Annotated in this window: 25 protein-coding genes and 1 tRNA gene; 14 read left to right on the forward strand and 12 right to left on the reverse strand. The window is 64.6% G+C overall.

Annotated elements, in window-relative coordinates; translation table 11 throughout:
* Positions 1 to 375: 375 nt before the first annotated feature.
* Positions 376 to 681: a hypothetical protein gene (locus tag EAV90_RS36865; protein ID WP_122400736.1), complete on the reverse strand. Its 306-nt coding sequence runs from the start codon at positions 679 to 681 to the stop codon at positions 376 to 378.
* A 163-nt stretch (positions 682 to 844) separates the two neighbouring features.
* Positions 845 to 929: transfer RNA gene (locus tag EAV90_RS36870), tRNA-Leu, on the reverse strand.
* A 155-nt stretch (positions 930 to 1084) separates the two neighbouring features.
* On the opposite strand from EAV90_RS36870, the gene EAV90_RS36875 reads away from it, so the two are divergent.
* Positions 1085 to 1624, forward strand: a complete 540-nt coding sequence (locus EAV90_RS36875) for a disulfide bond formation protein B (protein ID WP_122400749.1) — start codon at positions 1085 to 1087, stop codon at positions 1622 to 1624.
* Between the two features lie 3 nt (positions 1625 to 1627).
* Here the strand turns inward: EAV90_RS36875 and EAV90_RS36880 are convergent, their stop codons facing one another.
* Both EAV90_RS36880 and EAV90_RS36885 read right to left on the reverse strand, forming a co-directional pair.
* Entirely contained in the window at positions 1628 to 2713 is a 1086-nt protein-coding gene (locus EAV90_RS36880; RefSeq protein ID WP_122400750.1) for an AbrB family transcriptional regulator, read from the reverse strand.
* 100 nt (positions 2714 to 2813) lie between these two features.
* The gene (locus EAV90_RS36885) at positions 2814 to 3098 is read right to left on the reverse strand and encodes a PsiF family protein (protein ID WP_122400751.1); all 285 of its coding nucleotides are present in this window, start codon (positions 3096 to 3098) and stop codon (positions 2814 to 2816) included.
* Positions 3099 to 3299: 201 nt separating this feature from the next.
* Between EAV90_RS36885 and EAV90_RS36890 the strand changes: the two genes are divergently transcribed.
* Positions 3300 to 3767: a hypothetical protein gene (locus EAV90_RS36890; protein WP_122400752.1), complete on the forward strand. Its 468-nt coding sequence runs from the start codon at positions 3300 to 3302 to the stop codon at positions 3765 to 3767.
* Positions 3768 to 3873: 106 nt separating this feature from the next.
* On the opposite strand, the gene EAV90_RS36895 is transcribed toward EAV90_RS36890, so the two are convergent.
* Entirely contained in the window at positions 3874 to 4422 is a 549-nt protein-coding gene (locus EAV90_RS36895; protein WP_122400753.1) for a TetR/AcrR family transcriptional regulator, read from the reverse strand.
* 107 nt (positions 4423 to 4529) lie between these two features.
* Between EAV90_RS36895 and EAV90_RS36900 the strand changes: the two genes are divergently transcribed.
* The 5 genes from EAV90_RS36900 to EAV90_RS36920 all read left to right on the forward strand — a co-directional run bounded on the left by EAV90_RS36900 (position 4530) and on the right by EAV90_RS36920 (position 7332).
* Positions 4530 to 4958, forward strand: coding sequence for an acyl-CoA thioesterase (locus EAV90_RS36900; protein WP_122400754.1), 429 nt, complete (start codon positions 4530 to 4532; stop codon positions 4956 to 4958).
* A 3-nt stretch (positions 4959 to 4961) separates the two neighbouring features.
* Positions 4962 to 5438: a PaaI family thioesterase gene (locus EAV90_RS36905; RefSeq protein WP_122400755.1), complete on the forward strand. Its 477-nt coding sequence runs from the start codon at positions 4962 to 4964 to the stop codon at positions 5436 to 5438.
* 44 nt (positions 5439 to 5482) lie between these two features.
* Positions 5483 to 5866, forward strand: a complete 384-nt coding sequence (locus tag EAV90_RS36910) for a CidA/LrgA family protein (RefSeq protein ID WP_122406359.1) — start codon at positions 5483 to 5485, stop codon at positions 5864 to 5866.
* Entirely contained in the window at positions 5863 to 6585 is a 723-nt protein-coding gene (locus EAV90_RS36915; protein ID WP_122400756.1) for an LrgB family protein, read from the forward strand. The genes EAV90_RS36910 and EAV90_RS36915 overlap by 4 nt, the downstream gene beginning before the upstream one ends.
* A gap of 87 nt (positions 6586 to 6672) precedes the next feature.
* Complete coding sequence (locus tag EAV90_RS36920; protein WP_162500097.1) at positions 6673 to 7332, forward strand: DsbA family protein; 660 nt, start codon at positions 6673 to 6675, stop codon at positions 7330 to 7332.
* A gap of 80 nt (positions 7333 to 7412) precedes the next feature.
* Here the strand turns inward: EAV90_RS36920 and EAV90_RS36925 are convergent, their stop codons facing one another.
* The 3 genes from EAV90_RS36925 to EAV90_RS36935 all read right to left on the reverse strand — a co-directional run bounded on the left by EAV90_RS36925 (position 7413) and on the right by EAV90_RS36935 (position 9767).
* Positions 7413 to 7619 carry a hypothetical protein gene (locus EAV90_RS36925; protein ID WP_027573305.1) on the reverse strand — a complete coding sequence of 69 codons (207 nt, stop codon included), beginning with the start codon at positions 7617 to 7619 and terminating at the stop codon, positions 7413 to 7415.
* Between the two features lie 81 nt (positions 7620 to 7700).
* Positions 7701 to 8771, reverse strand: a complete 1071-nt coding sequence (locus EAV90_RS36930; protein ID WP_122400758.1) for a carboxylesterase family protein — start codon at positions 8769 to 8771, stop codon at positions 7701 to 7703.
* A gap of 24 nt (positions 8772 to 8795) precedes the next feature.
* Positions 8796 to 9767, reverse strand: a complete 972-nt coding sequence (locus tag EAV90_RS36935) for a S1C family serine protease (RefSeq protein ID WP_122400759.1) — start codon at positions 9765 to 9767, stop codon at positions 8796 to 8798.
* A 279-nt stretch (positions 9768 to 10046) separates the two neighbouring features.
* Here EAV90_RS36935 and EAV90_RS36940 point away from each other — a divergent pair, with 279 nt between their 5' ends.
* The 6 genes from EAV90_RS36940 to EAV90_RS36965 all read left to right on the forward strand — a co-directional run bounded on the left by EAV90_RS36940 (position 10047) and on the right by EAV90_RS36965 (position 17350).
* Positions 10047 to 11465 (forward strand): M20 family metallopeptidase, encoded by a 1419-nt coding sequence (locus tag EAV90_RS36940; RefSeq protein WP_162500098.1) that lies wholly within the window; start codon positions 10047 to 10049, stop codon positions 11463 to 11465.
* A gap of 263 nt (positions 11466 to 11728) precedes the next feature.
* Positions 11729 to 13519, forward strand: a complete 1791-nt coding sequence (locus EAV90_RS36945; RefSeq protein WP_122400761.1) for a peptide ABC transporter substrate-binding protein — start codon at positions 11729 to 11731, stop codon at positions 13517 to 13519.
* A gap of 28 nt (positions 13520 to 13547) precedes the next feature.
* Positions 13548 to 14507 carry an ABC transporter permease gene (locus EAV90_RS36950; protein WP_122400762.1) on the forward strand — a complete coding sequence of 320 codons (960 nt, stop codon included), beginning with the start codon at positions 13548 to 13550 and terminating at the stop codon, positions 14505 to 14507.
* Complete coding sequence (locus EAV90_RS36955; protein WP_122400763.1) at positions 14473 to 15390, forward strand: ABC transporter permease; 918 nt, start codon at positions 14473 to 14475, stop codon at positions 15388 to 15390. Before EAV90_RS36950 ends, EAV90_RS36955 begins: the two co-directional genes overlap by 35 nt.
* Positions 15390 to 16385 carry an ABC transporter ATP-binding protein gene (locus tag EAV90_RS36960; protein ID WP_122400764.1) on the forward strand — a complete coding sequence of 332 codons (996 nt, stop codon included), beginning with the start codon at positions 15390 to 15392 and terminating at the stop codon, positions 16383 to 16385. Before EAV90_RS36955 ends, EAV90_RS36960 begins: the two co-directional genes overlap by 1 nt.
* On the forward strand, positions 16382 to 17350 hold the full coding sequence (locus tag EAV90_RS36965) for an ABC transporter ATP-binding protein (protein ID WP_129146233.1): 969 nt from the start codon (positions 16382 to 16384) through the stop codon (positions 17348 to 17350). The genes EAV90_RS36960 and EAV90_RS36965 overlap by 4 nt, the downstream gene beginning before the upstream one ends.
* Before the next feature lie 14 nt (positions 17351 to 17364).
* Here EAV90_RS36965 and EAV90_RS36970 read toward each other — a convergent pair whose 3' ends face one another.
* Both EAV90_RS36970 and EAV90_RS36975 read right to left on the reverse strand, forming a co-directional pair.
* Entirely contained in the window at positions 17365 to 18012 is a 648-nt protein-coding gene (locus tag EAV90_RS36970) for an HAD family hydrolase (RefSeq protein WP_162500539.1), read from the reverse strand.
* A 114-nt stretch (positions 18013 to 18126) separates the two neighbouring features.
* Positions 18127 to 18348, reverse strand: coding sequence for a dodecin (locus EAV90_RS36975; RefSeq protein WP_129146234.1), 222 nt, complete (start codon positions 18346 to 18348; stop codon positions 18127 to 18129).
* Positions 18349 to 18552: 204 nt separating this feature from the next.
* Here EAV90_RS36975 and EAV90_RS39930 point away from each other — a divergent pair, with 204 nt between their 5' ends.
* Positions 18553 to 18846: a hypothetical protein gene (locus tag EAV90_RS39930; RefSeq protein ID WP_160118748.1), complete on the forward strand. Its 294-nt coding sequence runs from the start codon at positions 18553 to 18555 to the stop codon at positions 18844 to 18846.
* A gap of 95 nt (positions 18847 to 18941) precedes the next feature.
* Here the strand turns inward: EAV90_RS39930 and EAV90_RS36985 are convergent, their stop codons facing one another.
* On the reverse strand, positions 18942 to 19499 hold the full coding sequence (locus tag EAV90_RS36985) for an HNH endonuclease (RefSeq protein ID WP_025033554.1): 558 nt from the start codon (positions 19497 to 19499) through the stop codon (positions 18942 to 18944).
* Between the two features lie 204 nt (positions 19500 to 19703).
* The gene (locus tag EAV90_RS36990) at positions 19704 to 20681 is read right to left on the reverse strand and encodes a peptidyl-alpha-hydroxyglycine alpha-amidating lyase family protein (protein ID WP_122400767.1); all 978 of its coding nucleotides are present in this window, start codon (positions 20679 to 20681) and stop codon (positions 19704 to 19706) included.
* Positions 20682 to 20857 lie beyond the last annotated feature (176 nt).

The raw sequence follows: 20857 nt of genomic DNA on the forward strand, positions 1-20857 counted from the left end.
CGGATCTGTCCCTCGCTCCCCGACAGGCTCAAGGCCTTTGAGCACGAACGGGCTCAGATCCAGCGACGGGCGGTTTTGCGAGAACCGCCCGTTCGCACATTCTGGCAGATTTTCTGGACACAAGAGCGCGCCATAAGCCGTCGAACCACTGCGCAGGGAAAGGTCGGGATGTCCGGGCTGCCCTGTATGCCGCTGTGCATCTGTCTTCGCGCAATTTGCGCACAGCGGGCCGCGGGTGCCAGCCGGCGCCCGGCCTTCCCTGCGCCCTTTCTTTAGGAAAGGGCGTCAAGAGAAGCACAAGACTCGGGCGTCATGCGTCGCGAGCCGGTACAGGCGCGTCTTGCGATCGTTTGAAATTGAAGGATGGCCCGCTCGTCAATTAGCGCACAAGTCGCAGGTCGCCACGCGGTTGATATCGGCGAGGCGGCGTTCGGCGTTTCCGTGCAGATCGAGGCTGGCGAGCAGGGTCAGCAGGCGCCGATAGGCGCGCTCGGCAATTTCGACCGGCAGCGGAGCCTCCTCAAAGGCTTCGACATAGCTGCCGATGATGCCGCTGAGCAGGCGGCAAAGACCGCGCTGCGCGGGATCGTCCCGGCCGAGCGTCTCGAGCTTTTGCTGAAAGATCTGGAAGGTCCGCAAGCCGTGGTGTTGCTGCGAAAGCCACGCGTGCAGGTCGTTCATGTGAGCTCCTTCGAGTTATGGAAGAAGCTACTGGTTTATACAGGGAGGATGTGGGGATGGCTAGGGGAGGGAGAGCGGGGCCTGCCGGGACAGTCCGTCTTCGCCAAGAGGCTTCGCCGGACACGCTTCGCCCTTCGGCTTGGCGACCGCGCCACGCGAAGCGTGGTGCCCCTGGCCGGAATCGAACCAGCACTCCTTGCGGAACTCGATTTTGAGTCGAGCGCGTCTACCAGTTCCGCCACAGGGGCCCTCGGTCGGCCCCAAAGGCGGCGTCGCGAAGCCGGCGGACTATAGCCATGGACGAGGCGGGGTCAACCCGCGCCAAAGTGATCCCGGCCGTTCTCGACAGCCGCATGGGCCGCGGCTAGAGGCTTGGAGCGCCAGAAATGCGAAAGAGGCTGCCGTGACCACCGAGAGTGCCGCCATGCATGCGTTCGAGCCGACCGCCATGAGGCCCGCGCTGGCCGCCTCGGCTCTCGTCACGCTGATCGCTGCAGCGACGATCGCGGGCGCCTGGTTCTTCCAGCTCGTGCTGGAGATCCTGCCCTGTCCGTTGTGCCTGGAGCAGCGCTACGCCTATTATCTCGCGATTCCGCTCGGTGCGCTCACGGCGATTGCGGCGCGAAGCGGTGCACCGCGGCCGCTGCTGCTCGCAGGGCTCGCGATCCTCGCGCTGGCGACGCTCGCCAATGCCGGCCTCGGCGCCTATCATTCCGGCGTCGAATGGGGATTCTGGAAGGGGCCGACCGATTGCTCCGGTCCCGTCGTCAATCTCGGCAGTGCCGCTGATCTCTTGTCGAAGCTCGACACCGTGAAGGTGGTGCGCTGCGACGAGGTGCAGTGGCGCTTCCTCGGCCTGTCGCTGGCCGGCTACAACGTGCTGATCTCGCTGCTGATGGCCGCGATCGCGGCATGGGGATTTGTGCGGACGGCCAAGCGCTAAGGCCTAATCATCCACATCGTCCTGCGTGCGTCCGAACAGATGCACGATGCCCGGCGTTGCGATCGTCACGAAGACGAAACGCGAGAGGTGATGGGCGCCGACGAAGATCGGGTCGATGCGCAACGTCAGCGCCAGGGCCAGCATCGCGTCCATCGCGCCCGGCGCGAAGGCGACGACGACGTCGGAAAACTTCACCTGTGTGGTCAGCGCCACGATGCCGACGAAGATGGCGGAGACGGCGATGGCCACGGCAAACGAGCCCAGTGCCGCGCTGAGGTGACCGGCGAGCGTCTTGATTCGCATCCGCGCGAAGCGGCTGCCGATCAGTGCGCCGATGCCGACCAGCGCCACGCCGCGCACCCAGTTCGGCAGGCCGCCCTCGACCCATCCGGCACCATGCAGCACGCTGGATGCGATCATCGCGCCGAACATCCAGCTCGCCGGAAACTTGATCAGCCGCAACGCGAGCGCTGCGGCCAGCGAGGCTGCGGCCAGCTCGAGCAGGTCGAGCGGCGAGGCGATCGTCGTGGTCGGCGACGGCGCCGCCGAGGGCGCGACGCCCGCCAGCGCCAGCACCATCGGCAGCGCGGCGGTCAGGATGATGACGCGCATGGTCTGCACCACCGCAATGCCCGGCAGGTCGGCGCCGCGCTCGACCGCCAGGATGGTGATCTGCGACAGCGCGCCGGGGCTGCCCGCCAGGAAAGCCGAGGTGCGGTCCCAGCCATGGATGCGCTGGAGGTAATAGCTCGAGCCGAACGTGGAGCAGAACGTGGCGAGCGCAAGCAGGCCGATGGTGAGGGGATAGGCGCTGACCTGTTGGAGCAAATGGCGCGAGACCACCGAACCCAGGGAGATGCCGAGCAGCACCAGCACGGTCTGGGTCAGGATCGGCGGCAGTGCCAGCTGGCGGCCGGCGATCGCGGCGATTCCGACCGCGATCATCGAGCCCGAAATGAGCCCGCCGGGAAGGCCGGCGAGCAGAAACACCAGGCCGCCGGCGGTGCCGATGACGAGCGTCTCCACCGTGCTCAAGATCTTGGCACGGCTCGGCCATTCGAACGGCAGGGAGGCGGTGATTTGCTTCACGCCACCTTATTGCAAATCGGCAGGTGACGCACAATTGCAGGCTCGTCATGCCGCAATGCGCGACGCCTGCCGCGGATGCTCGCAGGCGATCGTGACGGACCTATTTCTTGTCTGCGGCGGGAGCGGCGGTGCCGGCCTTCGCTTCCTTCATGCAATCGCGGCGAAATTTCTTGCGCTCCTTGCCTTTCAATCCCTTGGCGTCCGCCTGCTTGGAGCATTCGAGCGACTCGGCCGAGCGCTCCTTCGGCGCCTTTTTGTCGGTGGTGGCAGCGGCATCGGTCTTCGTCTCGGTCTTGGCTGCCGGCGCGGCGGTCTGCGCGAAGGCGGTGCCGGTGACGAGCAGGGAGGCGAGGGCGGCGGCGGCGAGGCGGGACGTGAAGGTCATGTGGTGCACTCTGCTTGCGAGAATTGTGAAGGTCTGGGAACGTCGGCCCGCGTTGCTGAACGCGACATGAATGAGTTGAGCGGCCGGATCATTATATTTTGCCGGCGCAACCCGTCGCATCCTTGGTCGCAAGCGGCCGGCACGCTAGGATAGCAATCCTCGTTTCACCCCGTCGGGGAAGATCAAGCAGGAGACCCAGGGATGACCATTCAGACAAAATTGTTGTGTGCGATCGCCGCATCCGGTGTCGCGGCATTGCTGGCGAGCGCGCCGGCGCAGGCACTGACCGCGCAGGAGTGCAGCGCGAAATACCAGGCCGCCAAGAAGGACGGCTCGCTCGGGACCATGAAGTGGAATGACTTCCGCAAGGCGCAGTGCGGTGCCGATGCGACGCCTGCGGCTGCGGCTGCGCCCGCCGCTCCTGCCGAGCCGAAGCAGGCCAAGGAGGCGGCGCCGGCCGCGCCGGCCCTGCCCGCCGGCCCTGCGGTCTATCCGAACGCTGTCGATCCGAAATATGCCAAGGAGACGCCTGGAAAAGCGCGGCTGCACACCTGCGTCGACCAGTACAATGCCAACAAAGCCACCAACGGCAATGGCGGCTTGAAGTGGATCCAGAAGGGCGGCGGCTATTACAGCGAATGCACCAAGAAGCTGAAGGGCGCCGCCTGAGCTTCGAATTGGTTCGATGGCCGGAGCAACGCTCCGGCCATTTCGCCTGGATTCTTTTTCGAGCATGATCTTCCGGAAAACCGCCGCACACTCTTCCGGACCATGCTCAGTCGAGCAGCTTCTCGGCCGATTTCGCCACGAGCTGCGATCGCTTGCGCGGGCCACTCTCGACGAACAACAGGCTCTGGCCGAAGATGAAGCAGTAGAACAGGAAGGCCTGCGCGTCGGCCTCCTCGGCTATAAGGCCGGTCGCGCGATAGAGCTCGCTGACGTGCTTGAGCCGCGCCGCATCGACGCTCGCCACCGCCGCCGCGGCATTCTCGTCCGAGCGCGCCCATTGCCGGATCGCGAGCTCGATCGCCATCCCTTCCGGATTGAGCCGCTCCGAATAGAGCCGGATCACCGCCCTCAGCCGCTCGCGGGGGTCTTGTCCGTCGAGACTTGTCTGCTGCGCGATCGCGGCGATGCGTCCCTCGCGCCAGCCGTTCAGCATGGCATCGAGCAGCGCGGCGCGATCGGCGAAGCGTCGGTAGAAGCCGCCCTTGGTGACGCCGAGGTTCTTGGCGAGCACCTCGACCCGCACGCCCTCCACCCCTGCGCGGGCGAGCTCGCTGAAGCCCGCCTCGACCCAGACATCGCCCTTGCCGTCGCTCATGAAGGAAGCCTCACCCGATCTTGATACGGTGCCGTATTGCTAACGCGACACGGGTTTGATACGCTACCGTATCAATGCTCAAAGACGAAAATGCGGGAGGAAATGCGATGGAGCAGGAGGCGACCTATCGCGGCACGGTCTATCCGTGGCAATGCGACCATGTCGGCCACATGAACATCATGTGGTATGTCGGCAAGTTCGACGAAGCCAACTGGAATCTGTTCGCCCGCCTCGGCCTGACGCCGAGTTACTTGCGCAGCTCCGGCCGCGGCATGGCCGCCGTGCAGCAGAACATCGCTTACAGGCGCGAGCTGCTGGCCGGCGACATCGTCGAGATCCGCAGCCACCTGCTCGAGATCGGCGACAAGTCGATCCGCTTCCGGCACGACATGACGAACGCCGAGACCGGCGAACTCGCAGCGACGTGCGAGATCACCGGCGTGCACATGGACCGCCAATTGCGCAAGTCCGCACCGTTCGCCGACGCCATCCGCGAAGCTGCCTCGAGGCATCTCGCCGAACCAGCCGAGGCCTGAACCATGGCCGCTTTCGAGCCGAAAAACCCCGGCTATCGCGCGGCTTCTATCGCCATGTTCGACGGCCAGCCGGCTATGCGCACGCTCGGCATCGTCATCGTCCGTCTCGCGCCGGGCGAGGTCGAACTGGCGATGCTGCATGCGCCAGCCCTCACGCAGCAGAACGGTTTCATCCATGCCGGCATCATCACGGCCGGGCTCGACAACGCCTGCGGCGTTGCGGCCTTCAGCTTGATGCCGGCGGAGGCCGATATCCTCACCGTTGAATTCAAGACGACGCTGCTCGCGCCCGCCCGCGGCGAGCGTTTCGTCTTCAAGGCCGAGGTGGTCAAGCCCGGCCGCACACTCACCTTCTGCGAGGCAAAGGCCTACGCCGAGCATGACGGCAAGGTCTCGCTGATCGCCACGATGACCGCGACCTTGATGGCGATGTTGCCTCGCCTTGCGATTGCGCATGAACCGCGGGCATCCCGCGCATAGCGGCGATTGACAATCATGCGCGTGCATCCCTTGATGCGATGGTCATGCTTGCAAGTCTCGGCCTCATCCTGCTCTGCCAACTGATCGGCGAAGCCGTCGTGCGCGGCCTCCGCCTGCCATTGCCGGGACCCGTGCTGGGCCTCCTGCTGCTCCTGGTCCTGCTGATGGGGCGAGACCGCTTTGCGCTGCTCGCGCGCGGGCCGCTGCGCAATGACGATGTCGAGACGGCGAGCAAGGGCCTGCTGGCCCATCTCTCGCTACTATTCGTGCCGGCCGGCGTCGGCGTCGTGCAGAAGCTCGATCTGCTCGCGTCTCACGGCATTGCCATCATCCTGGTGCTCGCGCTGTCCGTGGTCGTCACGCTGCTCGCGACCGTGCTGACCTTTCGCCTCGTCAGCCGCCTGTTGAAGCAACAGGACGCGCGATGAAGGACAATCCATTTTCGCTGTGGGTCTATCTTTCGCAATCGCCGCTGCTGTGGTTGACCGTGACGCTGCTGGTCTATGCGACCACGGACGCGGTCTCGCTGGCGACGCTGCGCCATCCGCTCGCCAACCCCGTGCTGCATGCGATGTGGATCATCGGCGCGTTTCTACTCCTGACCGGCACCTCCTATACGACGTATTTCGCCGGCGCGCAGTTCGTGCACTTCCTGCTGGGGCCCGCCACCGTCGCGCTCGCCGTGCCGCTCTATGAAAATCGCAAGCGCGTGGTCGCCTCGATCGTGCCGATGCTGGTGGCGCTGTGCGCGGGATCGGTTACGGCCGTGGTGTCGGTGGTGTTGCTCGCCGAGCTGGCCGGCCTGCCGCGCGATGTTGTGCTGTCGCTGGCGCCGAAATCCGTCACCGCCGGCGTCGCCATGGGCATCGCCGAGTCCCTGCATGCGGACCCTTCGCTGGCGGCCGTCGCGGTCATCCTCACCGGCATCATGGGCGCCATCATCGTGACGCCGCTGATGAACCGCAGCGGCATCACCGATTACCGGGCCCGGGGCTTTGCCGCCGGCCTTGCCGCGCATGGCATCGGCACCGCCCGCGCGTTCCAGGTTGACGAGATTGCCGGCGTCTTTTCCGGCATCGCCATGAGCCTGAACGCGTTGGTGACCTCGTTCCTGGTCCCTCTGGCAATCACGCTGCTGGTGCGATGACATCGCTGCCGTGACACTCTATATGAGCTGTAACAATGTCTGGTCTCGATCCGTATCGATGGAGATGGGACCGAAACGGGACGAGATATGGCTGGATTTGGGAATAAGGGCCTTGTGCCGACGCGACGCGCGGCGCTGACGCTGATCGGGGCGGGTGCTCTCGCGATGGGTGGGATCGCCTCGGCGCGTGCGGCGACTGGCGATGACGAGGTGCTGACCGAAGCCAAGGTGCTGCGCGATCCCGACACGCCCGTCGCAGGCAATCCCGGCGGCAACATCACCATCGTCGAATGGTCCGACTACAACTGCCCCTATTGCCGCAAGCTCGAGCCCGAGCTGCGCCAGGTCGTCCAGGATGACGGCAAGGTGCGGCTGGTGATGAAAGACTGGCCGATCCTTGGGCCGGTTTCGGTTACGGCGGCGCGGACCGCGCTGGCGGCGAAATTCCAGGACAAGTACCACCAGGCTCATGATGCCATGATGGGCGTCAGCTCGCGCCTGACCGAACCGCGCATCAATGAGCTGCTCGCGGCCGCCGGGGTCGACATGGACCGGTTGAAGCGCGATCTCACGGGTCACGCCAAGGATATCGACGCCATACTCAAGCGCAACAACGAGCAGGCTGAAGCCTTCGGTTTCCGCGGCACGCCATCCTTCATCGTCGGCAAGTACCGCGTGCCCGGCGTGCTCAGCATGACCGAGTTCGAGCAGGTCATCGCCGACGCCCGCAAGGCCAAGATGAACTGACTCGCGTAGCGTTGATCGTGATCAGCACAAAGGCGCCGCCGCGGAGTTCGCGACGGCGCCTCGTTCATGATACGGCGTCGTTACTTCGACGAGATCCGGACCCAGTCCTTGTGCGCGCGATCGCGCAGCGCGTCCCAATCGGCCTTGGCGACGTCCCAGTTCACGATGGTGCGATTAGTGATCGCGACCTCGCCATTTGCGACTGACGACGTCTGCATTGAGTCATAGACATAGACGCCGCCCGCGAGCAGCAGCGCGCCCAGGATCATTCCGAAAAAAGTCTGCATGGCGAACCTCCGGTGACCGGCAACAACGTCGGCCCGGAGTGATGGTTCCGCGGGCATGCGGCGCATCTAAGGAGAGGTTGTTCATTTGCCATTCAGCCATTGCAGCAGCTCCGCGTTGATCTCGCGCGGATAGGTGTGGCTGAGGTCGTCGATTTCGCGATAGGTGACGTCGGCTCCGGCGGCGGAGAGCGACGCCTGCGTTTGCCGCGCGGTCTGCACCGGAAACATCCAGTCGAGTTTGCCGTGAGTAATGAAGACCGGCAGGCCTTGCAGGCGTGCTGCGTCCGCCATTTCCGCCATCAGCGGATGGAAGGTCGCCGCAACAGGCGCGAGGTGCGTGAAGGGTGAAGCGCCGTCGAGACCGGTGACGTAGCAGAAGGTGCCACCGTCGCTCATGCCGGTCAGAAGCATGCGCGAGGCATCGATGCTCCAGCGGCCGCGCACCGTATCGAGGATGCGCGCGAGGTTCGGCGTGTCGGTGTCATCGCCCATCAGCGCCCAGGTCGGGCCAGTCGCGGTCGGCGCCACCAGGATTGCGCCAAGACTGCGCGCATCGCGGAGCCAGCTCCAGAGAAAGCCGCGTCCGTTGCCGCTGCCGCCATGCAATGCCATCACCAGCGGCATGGCACGCTCGGGCATGTAATATTCGGGCACATAGACCGAGAAGCCGCCGCGGCTGCCGGGCTCATTGTGATCATGGAAGATGCCGGTGCGCTCGCTCGCGCCAACATTCAGTCGCGACAGCAGATCCTGGTTCTCGCGATTGGCGAGGTTGAGAAAGAAGCTGCTCACCGGCGGAAACTGCGCCGCCAGTGGATAGAGCGCCTCCTGCGCGCGAGGGACATGGCGCAGGGCCCGGAAGACGGCGACGAGATCGCCATTGTCACGCTCGACCTCACGGATGCCGGCAAAGGCGGCAAGCGTCTCGTTGCAGGCGCGATCGAGCCGCTCGCGGAGGCCAGCGAACTGCTCCGGCCACGCTCCGATCGCGGTGTGTGCGGCCTGCAGCGCCTCGTCCGGTGTGCCGATTGCGTTCATCACGGAGGCGAAGGCCGGCGGGTGCAAATGCCGCTGGAAGAAGCCGAGCGCTTCCAGCGCATTGAGCAGCGGCGGCAGCACGGCCACGATGTCGTCCACCACGGCCTCGGTCATCGCCCGCTTCCTCGAGCCTTGGGATCAGTGCAGCTTCGGCGCCTTCAGGAGCTTGAAGCGATCGGTCGAGGTCACTGTGACGTCGAAGGTGACGCCTTCATGGTGCACGGTCAGCGGCACGTCGATGCCGGCGGGGCCGAGCGCCCACATCTTCTTGTAAAAATCGATCTGGCTCGTGACCTTGTCGCCGTCCACGGCGAGGATGACATCGCCGGTCTTGAGCTCGGCGCGGGCGGCCGGGCCGTTGCCGGAGATCCCGATCACCACCACGCGGTTGTCGATCTCGGTCGAGAAGAGCCCGAGCCAGGGCCGCGCCGGCTTGTTGACGCGGCCGAATTTGCGCAAGTCCTCCAGGATCGGCTTCAAGAGGTCGATCGGCACGTTCATATTGACGTGCTCGGCCTTGCCTTCCCGTTCGCGCTCGAGCTGGAGCGAGCCGATGCCGATCAACTCGCCGCGTTCGTTGAGCAGCGCCGTGCCGCCCCAGTTCGGATGTGCGGGACAGGTGAAAATGGCCTCATCCAGCAGATACTCCCAGTAGCCGGCGAATTCCTGCTTGGCCACGATCTGACTCGCGACGGAGCGCGTGCGGCCGCCGGCGCCGCCCACCACGACGCGGTCGCCGATCCGGGTTGCCGCCGACGAGCCCAGCGGCAGCGGCGCGACGTCGAGCCGGCCGAGCGCCTGCACCAGCCCGAACCCGGTCTCGGAATCGAAGCCGAGCGCATGGCCCTCCACCACGCGCCCGTCGGCGCGGTGCAGCCAGAGCGTTTCTGCCTCGGTGATGAGATAGCCTATCGTCAGCACAAGCCCATCGTCGATCACGACGCCGTTGCCGGCCCGTTCGGTGCCCAGCGTCTCGGCGCTGAAGGCATCCGGCGGGATCAGGGCGTGCAGGCCGACGACGGAGCCGAGCGCGCGGTCGAGATCGAAACCGTAGTCGCTCGCCCGCGGCTGGTTCGCCGGCGGCACTCTCCATTCGGTCAGAGTGCTCATGGAGTTCTCCTGGCTGAGAGCGTCACTCCGGCGGGTTAGCGGAACGACGCGCGAAGCACGCGTAATTTAAGCTGGAGCAGGCCGTCTTGAAAGCCTCGTTCCCAATATTCGTGAGAACGCCGGGTGAAATCTTTGAAAGGCACGGAAACACCCCTTTCACTGGGCGCCGTGCGATCCGGCATCGGCCGCATGGCTGCTGTCCGGCGGGATGCTAGGCGCCGCACAGCGAAGCTGCTAACCATTGCCGCTTCGTTTGACCTTGGGATCACGGACGACAACATGGACAACCGCAGCGACATCTGGCGTGGCATCGACACGATCAAGGCACGTTTCATCGACCTCAGCGACAGGGTCTGGGGCATGCCGGAGGTCTGCTACACCGAGTCACGATCGGCCGCCGAGCATCTCGCCGAGCTGCGCCATCAGGGCTTCCGCGTCACCGAGAACGTCGCCGGCATCCCGACCGCGTTGATGGGCGAGTGGGGCGAGGGCGGTCCGGTCATCGCCTTCATGGGTGAGTACGATGCGCTCCCGGGTCTCAGCCAGGAGGCGGGTGTCGCCGAGCATCGCCCGGTCGAGACCGGCGGCCATGGCCATGGCTGCGGTCACAATCTGCTCGGTTCCGCCGCACTGCTCGCCGCGACCGCGGTGAAGGACTGGCTGGCAGAGAACAAGGTGCCCGGCCGCGTGCGCTATTATGGCTGCCCGGCTGAGGAGGGCGGCGCGGCAAAGGCCTTCATGGTGCGCTCCGGCGCGTTCGCGGACGCCGACATCGCCATCACCTGGCATCCGCACAGTTTCTGGGAAGTCGCGGTGACGCCGTCGCTCGCCAACACGCGCGCGGATTTCATCTTCACCGGCCGCACCTCACACGCGGCGGCCTCGCCGCATCTCGGCCGCTCGGCGCTCGACGCGGTGGAGTTGATGAATGTCGGCGTGAACTACATGCGCGAGCACATGCCGAGCGACGCGCGCGTGCACTACGCCTTGCTCGACACCGGCGGCATCGCGCCCAACGTGGTGCAGGCCCATGCGCGGGTGCGCTACTCGATCCGCGCCCGCGATCTTCCCGGCATGAACGAACTGGTCGAGCGCGTCTCCAAGATTGCGCAGGGCGCCGCGTTGATGACCGAGACCAAAGTCGAGATGAAGATCATCTCCGCTGTCTCCAACATCCTGCCGAACGCGCCGCTGGAACAGGCGCTGCACCAAGTGATGGAAGAACTCGGACCGCCGCATTTCGACGATGCGGACAAGAGCTTTGCCAGCCAGATCCGTGCAACCCTGAGCGACAAGGACATCGCGTCGGTCTATTACGCGATCGGCATGGAGCCGACCGATCGGCCGCTGGCCGACTTCCTGGTGCCGCTCGATGCCAAGCGCAACCCGCTCGTAGGTTCGACCGATGTCGGCGACGTGAGCTGGGTGGTGCCGACGGTGCAGGTGCACGCACCCACGGTTGCGATCGGCACGCCCTTCCACACTTGGCAGGTGGTGGCGCAGGGAAAGAGCCCGCATGCCCACAAGGCCATGGTGCAGGCGGCCAAGGCGATGGCCGGCCTCGGCATCAAGGCGTTGACGGAACCGACGCTGATCAAGGCCGCCAAGGCGGACCTTCAGAAGCGGACGGCCAAGACGCCTTACGTCTGTCCGCTGCCGGATCACGTCGCGCCGCCGCTCGACATGTCCGTGGCGTAGAATTCCGCCTCGATACTTCGTCTGATCCGGCGAACAAATTTTCCGCAGTGCAGCGCGCAAATCCAGCAGATTTTCATGCTGGATTGCCGAACGGATGGGCTGCGGAACGCAATTTTGCTCAATGGAAAGCCAGAAGACCGTTTGCATACACACGGTCCCTGTTGACGTGCACCCCATTCGGTGTGCCATCTACCGCCAGCCAAAACCGGCGGTCGCCTCTTGCGGCCGCCTGCATCCATACCGGAACCAGACGGGGGACAACCATGCTGGATAAAGAACTGCGTTCGATGATCGGCCAGGTGAAGGACGGGCGGATGGATCGCCGCGGCTTCATCAAGCACATGGCCGCCGTTGGTCTCACCGCTCCCCTGGCCAACCAGATCCTCGCGCTCGGCGGCGTCGCCATGGCCGAGGGCGCCTCGACGTACAAGCCGACCAAGCGCGGCGGTGGTGGTGCGCTGAAGCTGTTGTGGTGGCAGGGCCCGACCTTGCTCAACCCGCATTTCGCTACCGGCACCAAGGATCAGGACGGCTCGCGCCTGTTCTATGAACCGCTCGCCTGCTGGGATCCGGACGGCAACATGAAGCTGGTGCTGGCGGCGGAGATCCCGTCGATCCAGAACGGCCTGCTCGCAGCTGACGGCAAGTCGGTGACGTGGAAGCTGAAGCCCGGCGTGAAATGGCACGACGGCAAGCCGTTCACCGCCGATGACGTCGTCTTCACCTGGGAATACATCATCGATCCCGCGACCGCCGCCATTACCGTGGCGACCTATCGTGACATCACCGTTGAGAAAGTAGACGACCTGACGGTTCGCATCACTTTCAAGAAGCCGACGCCGTTCTGGGCGGACGCCTTCGTTGGCGCTCCCAACACCATCATCCCCAAGCATCTGTTCGCCGACTACAAGGGATCCAAATCGCGGGAGGCACCGGCCAACCTATCGCCGGTCGGAACCGGCCCCTACAAGTTCGTCGAATTCAAGCCCGGTGATCTCGTCCGTGGCCAGCTCAATCCCGATTACCACATGCCGAACCGGCCCTATTTCGACACGGTCGAGATGAAGGGCGGTGGTGACGCCGTCTCGGCCGCGCGCGCCGTGATCCAGACCGGCGAGTACGATTTCGGCTGGAACATCCAGGTCGAGGACGACGTCCTCCTGCGCCTGGAGAAGGGCGGCAAGGGCAAGACCATCTATGCCGTCGGCGGCGATACCGAGTTCATCGCGCTCAACTTCACCGACCCCAACACCGAGGTCGACGGCGAGAAGTCGTCGATGAAGACCAAGCATCCGCTGTTCTCGGACCCTGCCGTGCGCAAGGCGCTGTCGCTGCTGGTCGATCGCGAGTCGGTGAAGAAGGCGATCTACGGCCGTGCCGGCCGCACCACGGCCAATTTCCTCAACGGCCCGGAAAAGTTCGTCTCCAAGAACACCTCGTGGGAATTCAGCATCGAGAAGGCTTCGAAGATCCTGGACGATGCCGGCTGGAAGCCGGGCGCGGACGGAATTCGCGAGAAGGACGGCAAGAAGCTGAAGCTGCTCTACCAGACCTCGATCAACGGCCCGCGCCAGAAGACGCAGGCGATCGTCAAGCAGGCCTGTCAGAAGGCCGGCATCGACGTCGAATTGAAGTCGGTCGTGGCCTCGGTGTTCTTCTCGTCGGACGTCGCCAATCCCGACACCTACGCGAAATTCTATGCGGACATCGAGATGTTCCAGATCCCGCTGAGCCAACCCGATCCGTCGCAGCACATGCGCCGCTTCCTGTCGACCAACGTCGCCACCAAGGAGAACAAGTGGCAAGGCACGAACTTCCCGCGCTGGGTCAACAAGGACTACGATGCGGCGATCGAAGCCGCTGAAAGCGAGATGGATCCGCTCAAGCGGGCAGCGCACTACATCAAGGCCAACGACCTCATGTATCAGGACACCGTGTTCATCCCGGTGCAGCATCGGCTCAAGGTGGAAGCGGCGGCCAACAATTTGCGCCCCATCATCAGCGGCTGGGCTAACGAAACCGACAATCTGCACGATTGGTACCGCGAGGAATGATCCCCAGCTCTAGACGGGGCCTTCCCTCATGAGTCAATACGTCCTGCGTCGCCTGCTGATTGCGATTCCGAGCCTGCTCGGAATTTCGGTCGTGCTGTTCGTCGTGCTTGCGCTCGCCCCCGGCGATCCGTTCTCCGAACTGGCGACCAATCCGAACGTACCGCCCGAAGTGCAGGCCGCGCTTCGGGCCAAGTTCGGCCTCGACGATCCGATCTACCTTCGTTACCTGCACTGGCTCAACGCCATGCTGCACGGCGACTGGGGTTTCTCCTTCGTCAGCCGGATGGACGTCGACACGCTGATCCTGCAGCGCCTGCCGGCCACGCTCTACGTGATCGGCTCGGCGCAGATCCTGGCGCTCCTGATTGCGATCCCGGTGGGCGTCTATGCTGCGACCAAGCCGTATTCGCTGTTCGACCAGATTGCCAACACGCTCGCCTTCGTCGGTTTTTCGCTGCCGACCTTCTTCACCGGCATCCTGTTCATCCTGATCTTCTCGGTTACGCTGGATTGGCTGCCGTTCGTCTATACCACCGACATCAAGGCGACCGGCATCCGCTGGGTGCTTGAGATGATTCGTCAGGCGATCATGCCGGTGGCGGTGCTCGGCCTGTTCCAGGCGGCGTCGATGACGCGCTTCGTGCGCTCGGCGATGCTCGACGTCATCAGGCTCGACTACGTCACCACAGCCCGGGCCAAGGGCCTCGGCCAGGCCAAGGTCATCGTCAAGCACGTGATGCGCAACGCCATGATCCCGGTCGTGACGCTCATTGCGTTGCAGATGCCCGCGGTGTTCGGCGGCGCCATCGTCACCGAGCAGATCTTCCGCATTCCCGGCATCGGCTCGCTGCTGATCTCCTCCATCCTTTCCAACGACACGCCGGTGGTGATGGCCGTCACCTTCGTCTTCGCGTGCCTCGTGGTGCTGTTCAACCTCATCGCGGACGTCCTTTATGGCTGGCTTGACCCTCGCATCTCCCTCCGCTGAGCGGGGCGTCTACTCGCCCTGGCGCGAGACGTGGCGGCGTTACAGCCGCCACCGGCTCGCCGTGATCAGCGCCTTCCTGCTCCTGATCCTGGTGCTGGCGGTGGTGGTCGGCCCGTTCATCTGGCGCATCAAGATCAACGAGATCGACATCGTCGCCGGCCTGCAGGGGCCATCGCTCGCGCATCCCTTCGGCACCGACGATCTCGGCCAGGACATTCTGGCGCGCATGATCTATGGCGGCCGGATCTCGCTCGCGGTCGGGCTCGCCGCGATGCTGGTCTCGGTTTTCATCGGCACGCTGATCGGCGCGCTTGCCGGCATGTCGCGCGGCGCCCTCGGGCACGGATTGATGTGGCTCACGGACCTGTTCCTCTCGCTGCCGCAGCTGCCGCTGCTCCTGCTGCTGATCTATCTCTTCCGTGACGGGCTGAAGCAGGTGTTCGGCCCGGAGGGCGGCATCTTCATCCTGATCGTGCTCGTGATCGGGGGCCTGCGCTGGATGCCGGTGGCGCGGCTCGTGCGCGCCCAGTTCCTGTCGATCCGCGAGAAGGAGTTCGTCGAGGCGGCCCGCGCGCTCGGCGCCAGTCCGGTGCGGCAGGTGGTGCGGCACATCCTGCCCAATGCGGTCGGCCCCGTGATCATTGCCGGCACCATCGACGTCGCCGCCGCCATCATCGCGGAATCGACGCTGTCCTTCCTCGGCCTCGGCTTCCCGCCGGACACCCCGACCTGGGGACGGCTGCTGTATGACGCCAAGGACTTTCTCGACATTGGCCCGCACTGGGCGCTGTTTCCGGGCGGCGCGATCTTCATTGCGGTGGTCGCCATCAACTTCATCGGCGACGGCCTGCGTGACGCGCTCGATGCGCGACGGGTGATCTGATGGCGCCGCTGCTCGAGATCAAGGGCCTGAAAACCCACTTCTCCACCGACGACGGCATCCTCCAGGCCGTCGACGGCGTCGACATCTCCATCAACAAGGGCGAGACGCTCTGCGTCGTCGGCGAGTCCGGCTGCGGCAAGACCGTCACCGCGATGTCGATCCTGAAGCTGATCGCGATGCCTCCGGGCCGCATCGCGGCCGGCCAGATCATCTTCGAGGGCCGCGATCTCGTGCCGCTGACGAGCAATCAGCTCGACGAGATCAGGGCCAAGGAGATCGGCTTCATCTTCCAGGAGCCGATGACCTCGCTCAATCCGGTGCTCACGATCGGCGAGCAGATCGCCGAGAGCCTGCGCCGGCATGAAGCGGTGACCAAGAAGCAGGCGCTCGAACGCACCATCGAGATGCTGAAGCTGGTGCAGATCCCCAATGCCGAAGGCCGCGTGCACAATTATCCGCACCAGTTCTCCGGCGGCATGCGCCAGCGCGTCATGATCGCTATGGCGCTCGCCTGCAAGCCGAAGCTGATCATCGCCGACGAGCCGACCACCGCGCTCGACGTCACCATCCAGGCGCAGATCCTCGACCTCTTGCAGGACATGAAGGAGCGCTTCGGCATGGCGGTGATGCTGATTACCCATGCCATGGGCGTCGTCGCCGAGACCGCGCAGCGCGTCGTCGTGATGTATGCCGGCAAGGTCGTGGAGGAAGCGCCCGTCGATGATCTCTTCGGCGATCCCCGCCATCCCTATACGCAAGGCCTGATCCGCTCGATCCCGCGCATCGACCTCGACAGCGAACACAAGACGCGGCTGGAGGCGATCGGCGGCTCGGTGCCGATCCTGATCAATCCGCCGGTCGGCTGCCGCTTCGCGCCGCGCTGCAAGTTCGCCATGAACGTCTGCACCGAAAGGGAGCCGCTGCTGCGCGAGGTCTCGCCCGGCCATCGCATGGCCTGCCACTTGGGAGATACAAGCGTGGGAGCCGCGTCATGAGCGAACCGTTGCTCCGCGTCAGCGGCCTGAAGAAACATTTTCCCGTGCTCGGCGGCCTGCTGTCGCGCCAGGTCGGCACGGTCTATGCGGTCGACGGCGTGTCGTTCTCGGTCAACCGCGGCGAGACGCTTGGTCTCGTCGGCGAATCCGGTTGCGGCAAGTCGACAACCGGACGCTGCGTGCTGCGCCTGATCGAGCCGACCGACGGCGAGGTCATCTTCGACGGCCAGAACGTGCGCAAGCTCGGCGGCGACGATCTGCGCGCGATGCGGCGGAACATGCAGCTGGTGTTCCAGGATCCGTTCGCCTCGCTCAATCCGCGCATGACGGTCGGCGCCATCCTCGGCGAGGCCTTCACCATCCATAATCTCGCCGCCTCCCCGAAAGAGCGCGAGGAGCGCGTCGCGGCCCTCCTGGTCAAGGTCGGACTCAAGGCCGAGCACATGCGGCGCTATCCGCACGAGTTCTCTGGTGGCCAGCGCCAGCGCATCGTGATCGCGCGGGCCCTTGCGGTCGAGCCGAAGCTGATCGTCTGCGACGAGCCGGTCTCCGCGCTCGACGTGTCGATCCAGGCGCAGGTGATCAACCTCCTGGAGGATCTCCAGGCCGAGCTGAACCTCACCTATCTCTTCGTCGCGCACGACCTCTCTGTCGTCGAGCACATCTCCGACCGCGTCGCGGTGATGTATCTCGGCCGCATCGTCGAGCTCGCCAAGGCCAGCGATCTCTACCGCAATCCGCAGCATCCCTACACCAGGGCACTGCTGTCGGCGGTGCCGGTGCCCGATCCCAAGCTCAAGCGCGAGCGCATCCGCCTCAAGGGCGACGTGCCGAGCCCGATGAAGCCGCCGTCGGGCTGTCACTTCCACACCCGCTGTCCGATCGCCCAGCCGCGCTGCGCCGAGAGCGCGCCGGCGCTGAAGGAGGGGGCGGGAGGGCACTTCGTGGCGTGCCATCTCGCCTGACGTGTACGAAGCATTCAGCCGTGAGGCAGGCCGCGCTCCGAGAGAGCCAGCCTGAAGGCCTCCACCGACGTGTGGTGATGCGCGAACAGGCCCGCCTCTCGCGCGCCCGCGACGTTGGCCGCGAGATCGTCGACGAACAGGACGGTCTCCGGCCTCACATTGAGCTCCGCCAGGCAGAGGCGATAGCAGCGCGGGTCCGGCTTTGCAGCCTTGAACTGGGCCGAGGTGTAGATTCGGGAGCCGAACAGCGGACGCAAGTCCGGCAGCAGTCTGTCGATGTGGTCCGCGACCAGAGTGGTATTGTTGGTCAGCACGGCAATGTCGACGCTTTTGCGTAAGCTGTCGGCAATCTCCAGCATCGCGGAATTGGGCTGCATGGAACGGCGCCGTGCCTCGACCCAGTCCTCCAGGGATAAGGGGCAGCCGATGCGTTCGCCGAAGCCGCGCAGATAGTCCGCAGCATCGAGAGCGCCGCAATCGCCGAGCGACTCGAACCCGGATTCCCATATCGCCTTGTGGACGAACTCGCTCGTGACCCCTGCGAGCTCCGCGAGATACGCCACTCGCTTGCTCCTATCGTAGCGACAGAGGACGTTATCCATGTCGAACAGGACGAGCTTGACAGCATCAACCACAGCAACACTCTTGGCCCGGCCGGATATGGCCGCTACGAGCATAGACTGGAAGCGTACGATGCTGCCTGACAGCGGGTCAATGGTGGGCTCCGAAGGCGCCGTTCGCGAGGTTTGCGGATGGCGTCCAACGTGGGGCCGCAGTCACTCTTCGAGCGTGAAGCCTACGCGCAGGGTTACTTGATAGTGGCCGACAGTGCCGTTCTCGATGTGGCCACGAGTCTGCACCACCTCGAACCACCTCATCTCGCGAACGGTCTTCGACGCGCGGCTGATGGCGTTCTTGATCGCGTCGTCGATCGAGGTTTCGGACGATCCGACCAGGTCCAGGATCTTGTAGACGTGATCATGCTCGGCTGCGGGCATCATGGCCTCCCTCGGTTGCGCTGCGCCACGCGTCGATGCGTGTGCTCCCATTTGAACGAGCGCGGGGGCGGTCCGGTTCCGTCCTGCGCGATGGCCCGCATGCGCAGCCGAGGTGGAGCGGCCAACGTCGCCGCTGGTGACCTTGTTGCGACTAGGTGAAACTCCGATCGTGAGCAAAGCGCCGGGAGCCCACTCGAACGGGCGGTGAGCGCAGCCACCGTCACACCATCTTTCGAACGCGACCATCGCTATCCCATCGATCTTGCTGCGAGGAAGTACGCCCCTCAGGACCATGACGTCCGTGAATCCAAGACGCTCAATCCCAGAGTTGGGTTCGGAGAGGTGGCGGATGCTGACGAGACGGCCACCGAAGACAATTGGGCTCAGAGTATCGAGACCGACACGCCCCTCGAGATCAGCGGCTCTCTTGATTGGATCGACTTTCGGGTCGATCGCTCGAAAGAAGCGGGGATCGGAAGTCCGCAATCCAGCCCATAGACCGTGGCGGGCCAGCCAATTGAAAGAGCAGCCACGAAGATGGCTGATCGCATGCCGCGAGGACGACCGAACTGCATCGCCTCCAGCTCGCAACCCTACGGATCCAGCTCCGTATCCCAGTACAGATAGTCCAGCCAGCTGTCGTGCAGATAATTCGGCGGGAAGAGACGGCCGTTGCGATGGAGCTGGTGCACGGTGGGCGCGAACGCGGTCTGGCGCGGAAACATTTTTGCCTGCGCCGGCGTGAGGTTGCCCTTGCGCAAATTACACGGCGAGCACGCCGCGACCACGTTCTCCCAGGTGGTCTGGCCGCCTTTGCTGCGCGGGATGATGTGATCGAAGGTGAGGTCTTCGGGCGAGCCGCAATATTGGCAGGCGAAACGATCGCGCAGGAAGACGTTGAATCGGGTGAAGGCGGGATGGGTGGTCGGCTTGACGAAGGATTTGAGCGAAACCACGCTCGGCAATTGCATTTCTAACGTCGGACTTCGAACCGCCTGATCGTAATGGGCCACGATGTTGACGCGGTCGAGGAACACCGCCTTGATCGCGTCCTGCCACGACCACAACGACAGTGGGTAGTAACTGAGCGGCCGGAAGTCCGCATTCAGCACCAACACCGGCCAACTGCCTTGCGAGACATGTGCGTTCAAGTAACGCTCCCGGCCTCCAATGTACGCTGCGAAGCAGCATGTATTGACATACTACATGCAGCGTGACGGGATTGTGAAGCCCGTTGAGCGACTTATTCAAGCGCAAGCAATGCGGCCGCGGGGTGGCAAAAGTGCTCAAAAAGCCGCGATTCCGGAGGCGTGCGGAACCGCCCGCCCCAGCAGGGGCTCGCCTTGCCGCGGCGGCTACTCCCGTACCCGCTCCAGCTTCTGCAGGCACCGCGTCGTTCGCACCGTGGCCGGCATCTCCTCGTCCGGAAAGCTGGTTTCCCAGTTGGTGACGCCGACCTCGCCGACATAGATGTCGCCCCTCGAGTCCAGTGCGATCCCATGCGGCGCGAGGAACTTGCCGCTGGCAACACCCGGGCCCTCCTCGCCGCCAAGCCGCGCGATGCGATTTCCCTTGGCGTCCACGATCGACAGCCGCGGGCCGAGATTGGGCACATTGCGGTTGATGGCAAGGCCCGGGCCGAGTTCGCCAATCACGAAGGTCGGGCTCTCGGCCCCGCCACAGCAGCACAGCGCGCAGGGGCGATGCAGGTTGTTCCATTGCGTCTCGTATTTGCCCTCGCCATTGAAGACCTGGACGCGGTGGTTCTCGCGATCGGCGACATAGACCCAGCCGTCGGCATCTGTGGCGATATTGTGCACGATGTTGAACTGGCCCGGGTCGGTGCCCGGCTCACCCCAGCTCTTGATCAGCTTGCCGTCGGGCGTGAACTTGTGCACGCGCGCATTGCCATAGCCGTCGGAGACGTAGATCTCGCCCTGCGGCGACAGCGCGGTGTGAGTGCAGCGGTGGAACGGCTCGCCGCTCATGAACGGCGCCGGCTTTGCGGGGATGCCGAGCGTCAGCAGCACCTTGCCGTCGGTGGTGCATTTGCGCACAGTGTGGTCGCCGTCGTCGGTGCAATAGAGGTTGTCATCGGCGTCGATATGCAGCCCGTGCGCGCGGGAGAACAGGCCTTCGCCAAAACTGCGGAGGAAATTGCCCTCGCGGTCCAGCACGACCATCGGATGGGCGCCGCGATTGAAGACGTAGATCTGGTCCTTGCTGTCAACCGCGACCGAGGCGACATCGGTGAGTTGCCAGCCGTCCGGTAGCTTTGCGAAGTTTTCGACGACGCGGTAGCGGTGCTCGCCGCTGCCGAGAATGGCTGGCATGTGTATCTTCCCTCATTCCCTCTCGGGGCTGCGATGCAGTCTCCACGTTGTCATTGCTGTCGATGTTCAATAATTCGCTGATTGGATCGCGGTGGTCTTGGAAGCGGCGAAAGCCTTGGGAGTTTGTCCTGCCAAGGCCTGATGGGGTCTGTGGTTGTTGTAGTAGACGAGGTACT

This window comes from Bradyrhizobium vignae (genome assembly GCF_004114425.1).
In the GTDB taxonomy this organism is placed as follows: Bacteria; Pseudomonadota; Alphaproteobacteria; order Rhizobiales; family Xanthobacteraceae; genus Bradyrhizobium; species Bradyrhizobium vignae.

Coding starts and splice junctions, on each gene's coding strand:
- EAV90_RS36865 (WP_122400736.1), bottom strand. CDS start 681: ATGAACGACCTGCACGCGTGGCTTTCGCAGCAACACCACGGCTTGCGG.
- EAV90_RS36885 (WP_122400751.1), bottom strand. CDS start 3,098: ATGACCTTCACGTCCCGCCTCGCCGCCGCCGCCCTCGCCTCCCTGCTC.
- EAV90_RS36890 (WP_122400752.1), top strand. CDS start 3,300: ATGACCATTCAGACAAAATTGTTGTGTGCGATCGCCGCATCCGGTGTC.
- EAV90_RS36895 (WP_122400753.1), bottom strand. CDS start 4,422: ATGAGCGACGGCAAGGGCGATGTCTGGGTCGAGGCGGGCTTCAGCGAG.
- EAV90_RS36900 (WP_122400754.1), top strand. CDS start 4,530: ATGGAGCAGGAGGCGACCTATCGCGGCACGGTCTATCCGTGGCAATGC.
- EAV90_RS36905 (WP_122400755.1), top strand. CDS start 4,962: ATGGCCGCTTTCGAGCCGAAAAACCCCGGCTATCGCGCGGCTTCTATC.
- EAV90_RS36910 (WP_122406359.1), top strand. CDS start 5,483: ATGCTTGCAAGTCTCGGCCTCATCCTGCTCTGCCAACTGATCGGCGAA.
- EAV90_RS36915 (WP_122400756.1), top strand. CDS start 5,863: ATGAAGGACAATCCATTTTCGCTGTGGGTCTATCTTTCGCAATCGCCG.
- EAV90_RS36920 (WP_162500097.1), top strand. CDS start 6,673: ATGGCTGGATTTGGGAATAAGGGCCTTGTGCCGACGCGACGCGCGGCG.
- EAV90_RS36925 (WP_027573305.1), bottom strand. CDS start 7,619: ATGCAGACTTTTTTCGGAATGATCCTGGGCGCGCTGCTGCTCGCGGGC.
- EAV90_RS36930 (WP_122400758.1), bottom strand. CDS start 8,771: ATGACCGAGGCCGTGGTGGACGACATCGTGGCCGTGCTGCCGCCGCTG.
- EAV90_RS36935 (WP_122400759.1), bottom strand. CDS start 9,767: ATGAGCACTCTGACCGAATGGAGAGTGCCGCCGGCGAACCAGCCGCGG.
- EAV90_RS36940 (WP_162500098.1), top strand. CDS start 10,047: ATGGACAACCGCAGCGACATCTGGCGTGGCATCGACACGATCAAGGCA.
- EAV90_RS36945 (WP_122400761.1), top strand. CDS start 11,729: ATGCTGGATAAAGAACTGCGTTCGATGATCGGCCAGGTGAAGGACGGG.
- EAV90_RS36950 (WP_122400762.1), top strand. CDS start 13,548: ATGAGTCAATACGTCCTGCGTCGCCTGCTGATTGCGATTCCGAGCCTG.
- EAV90_RS36955 (WP_122400763.1), top strand. CDS start 14,473: ATGGCTGGCTTGACCCTCGCATCTCCCTCCGCTGAGCGGGGCGTCTAC.
- EAV90_RS36960 (WP_122400764.1), top strand. CDS start 15,390: ATGGCGCCGCTGCTCGAGATCAAGGGCCTGAAAACCCACTTCTCCACC.
- EAV90_RS36965 (WP_129146233.1), top strand. CDS start 16,382: ATGAGCGAACCGTTGCTCCGCGTCAGCGGCCTGAAGAAACATTTTCCC.
- EAV90_RS36975 (WP_129146234.1), bottom strand. CDS start 18,348: ATGCCCGCAGCCGAGCATGATCACGTCTACAAGATCCTGGACCTGGTC.
- EAV90_RS36990 (WP_122400767.1), bottom strand. CDS start 20,681: ATGCCAGCCATTCTCGGCAGCGGCGAGCACCGCTACCGCGTCGTCGAA.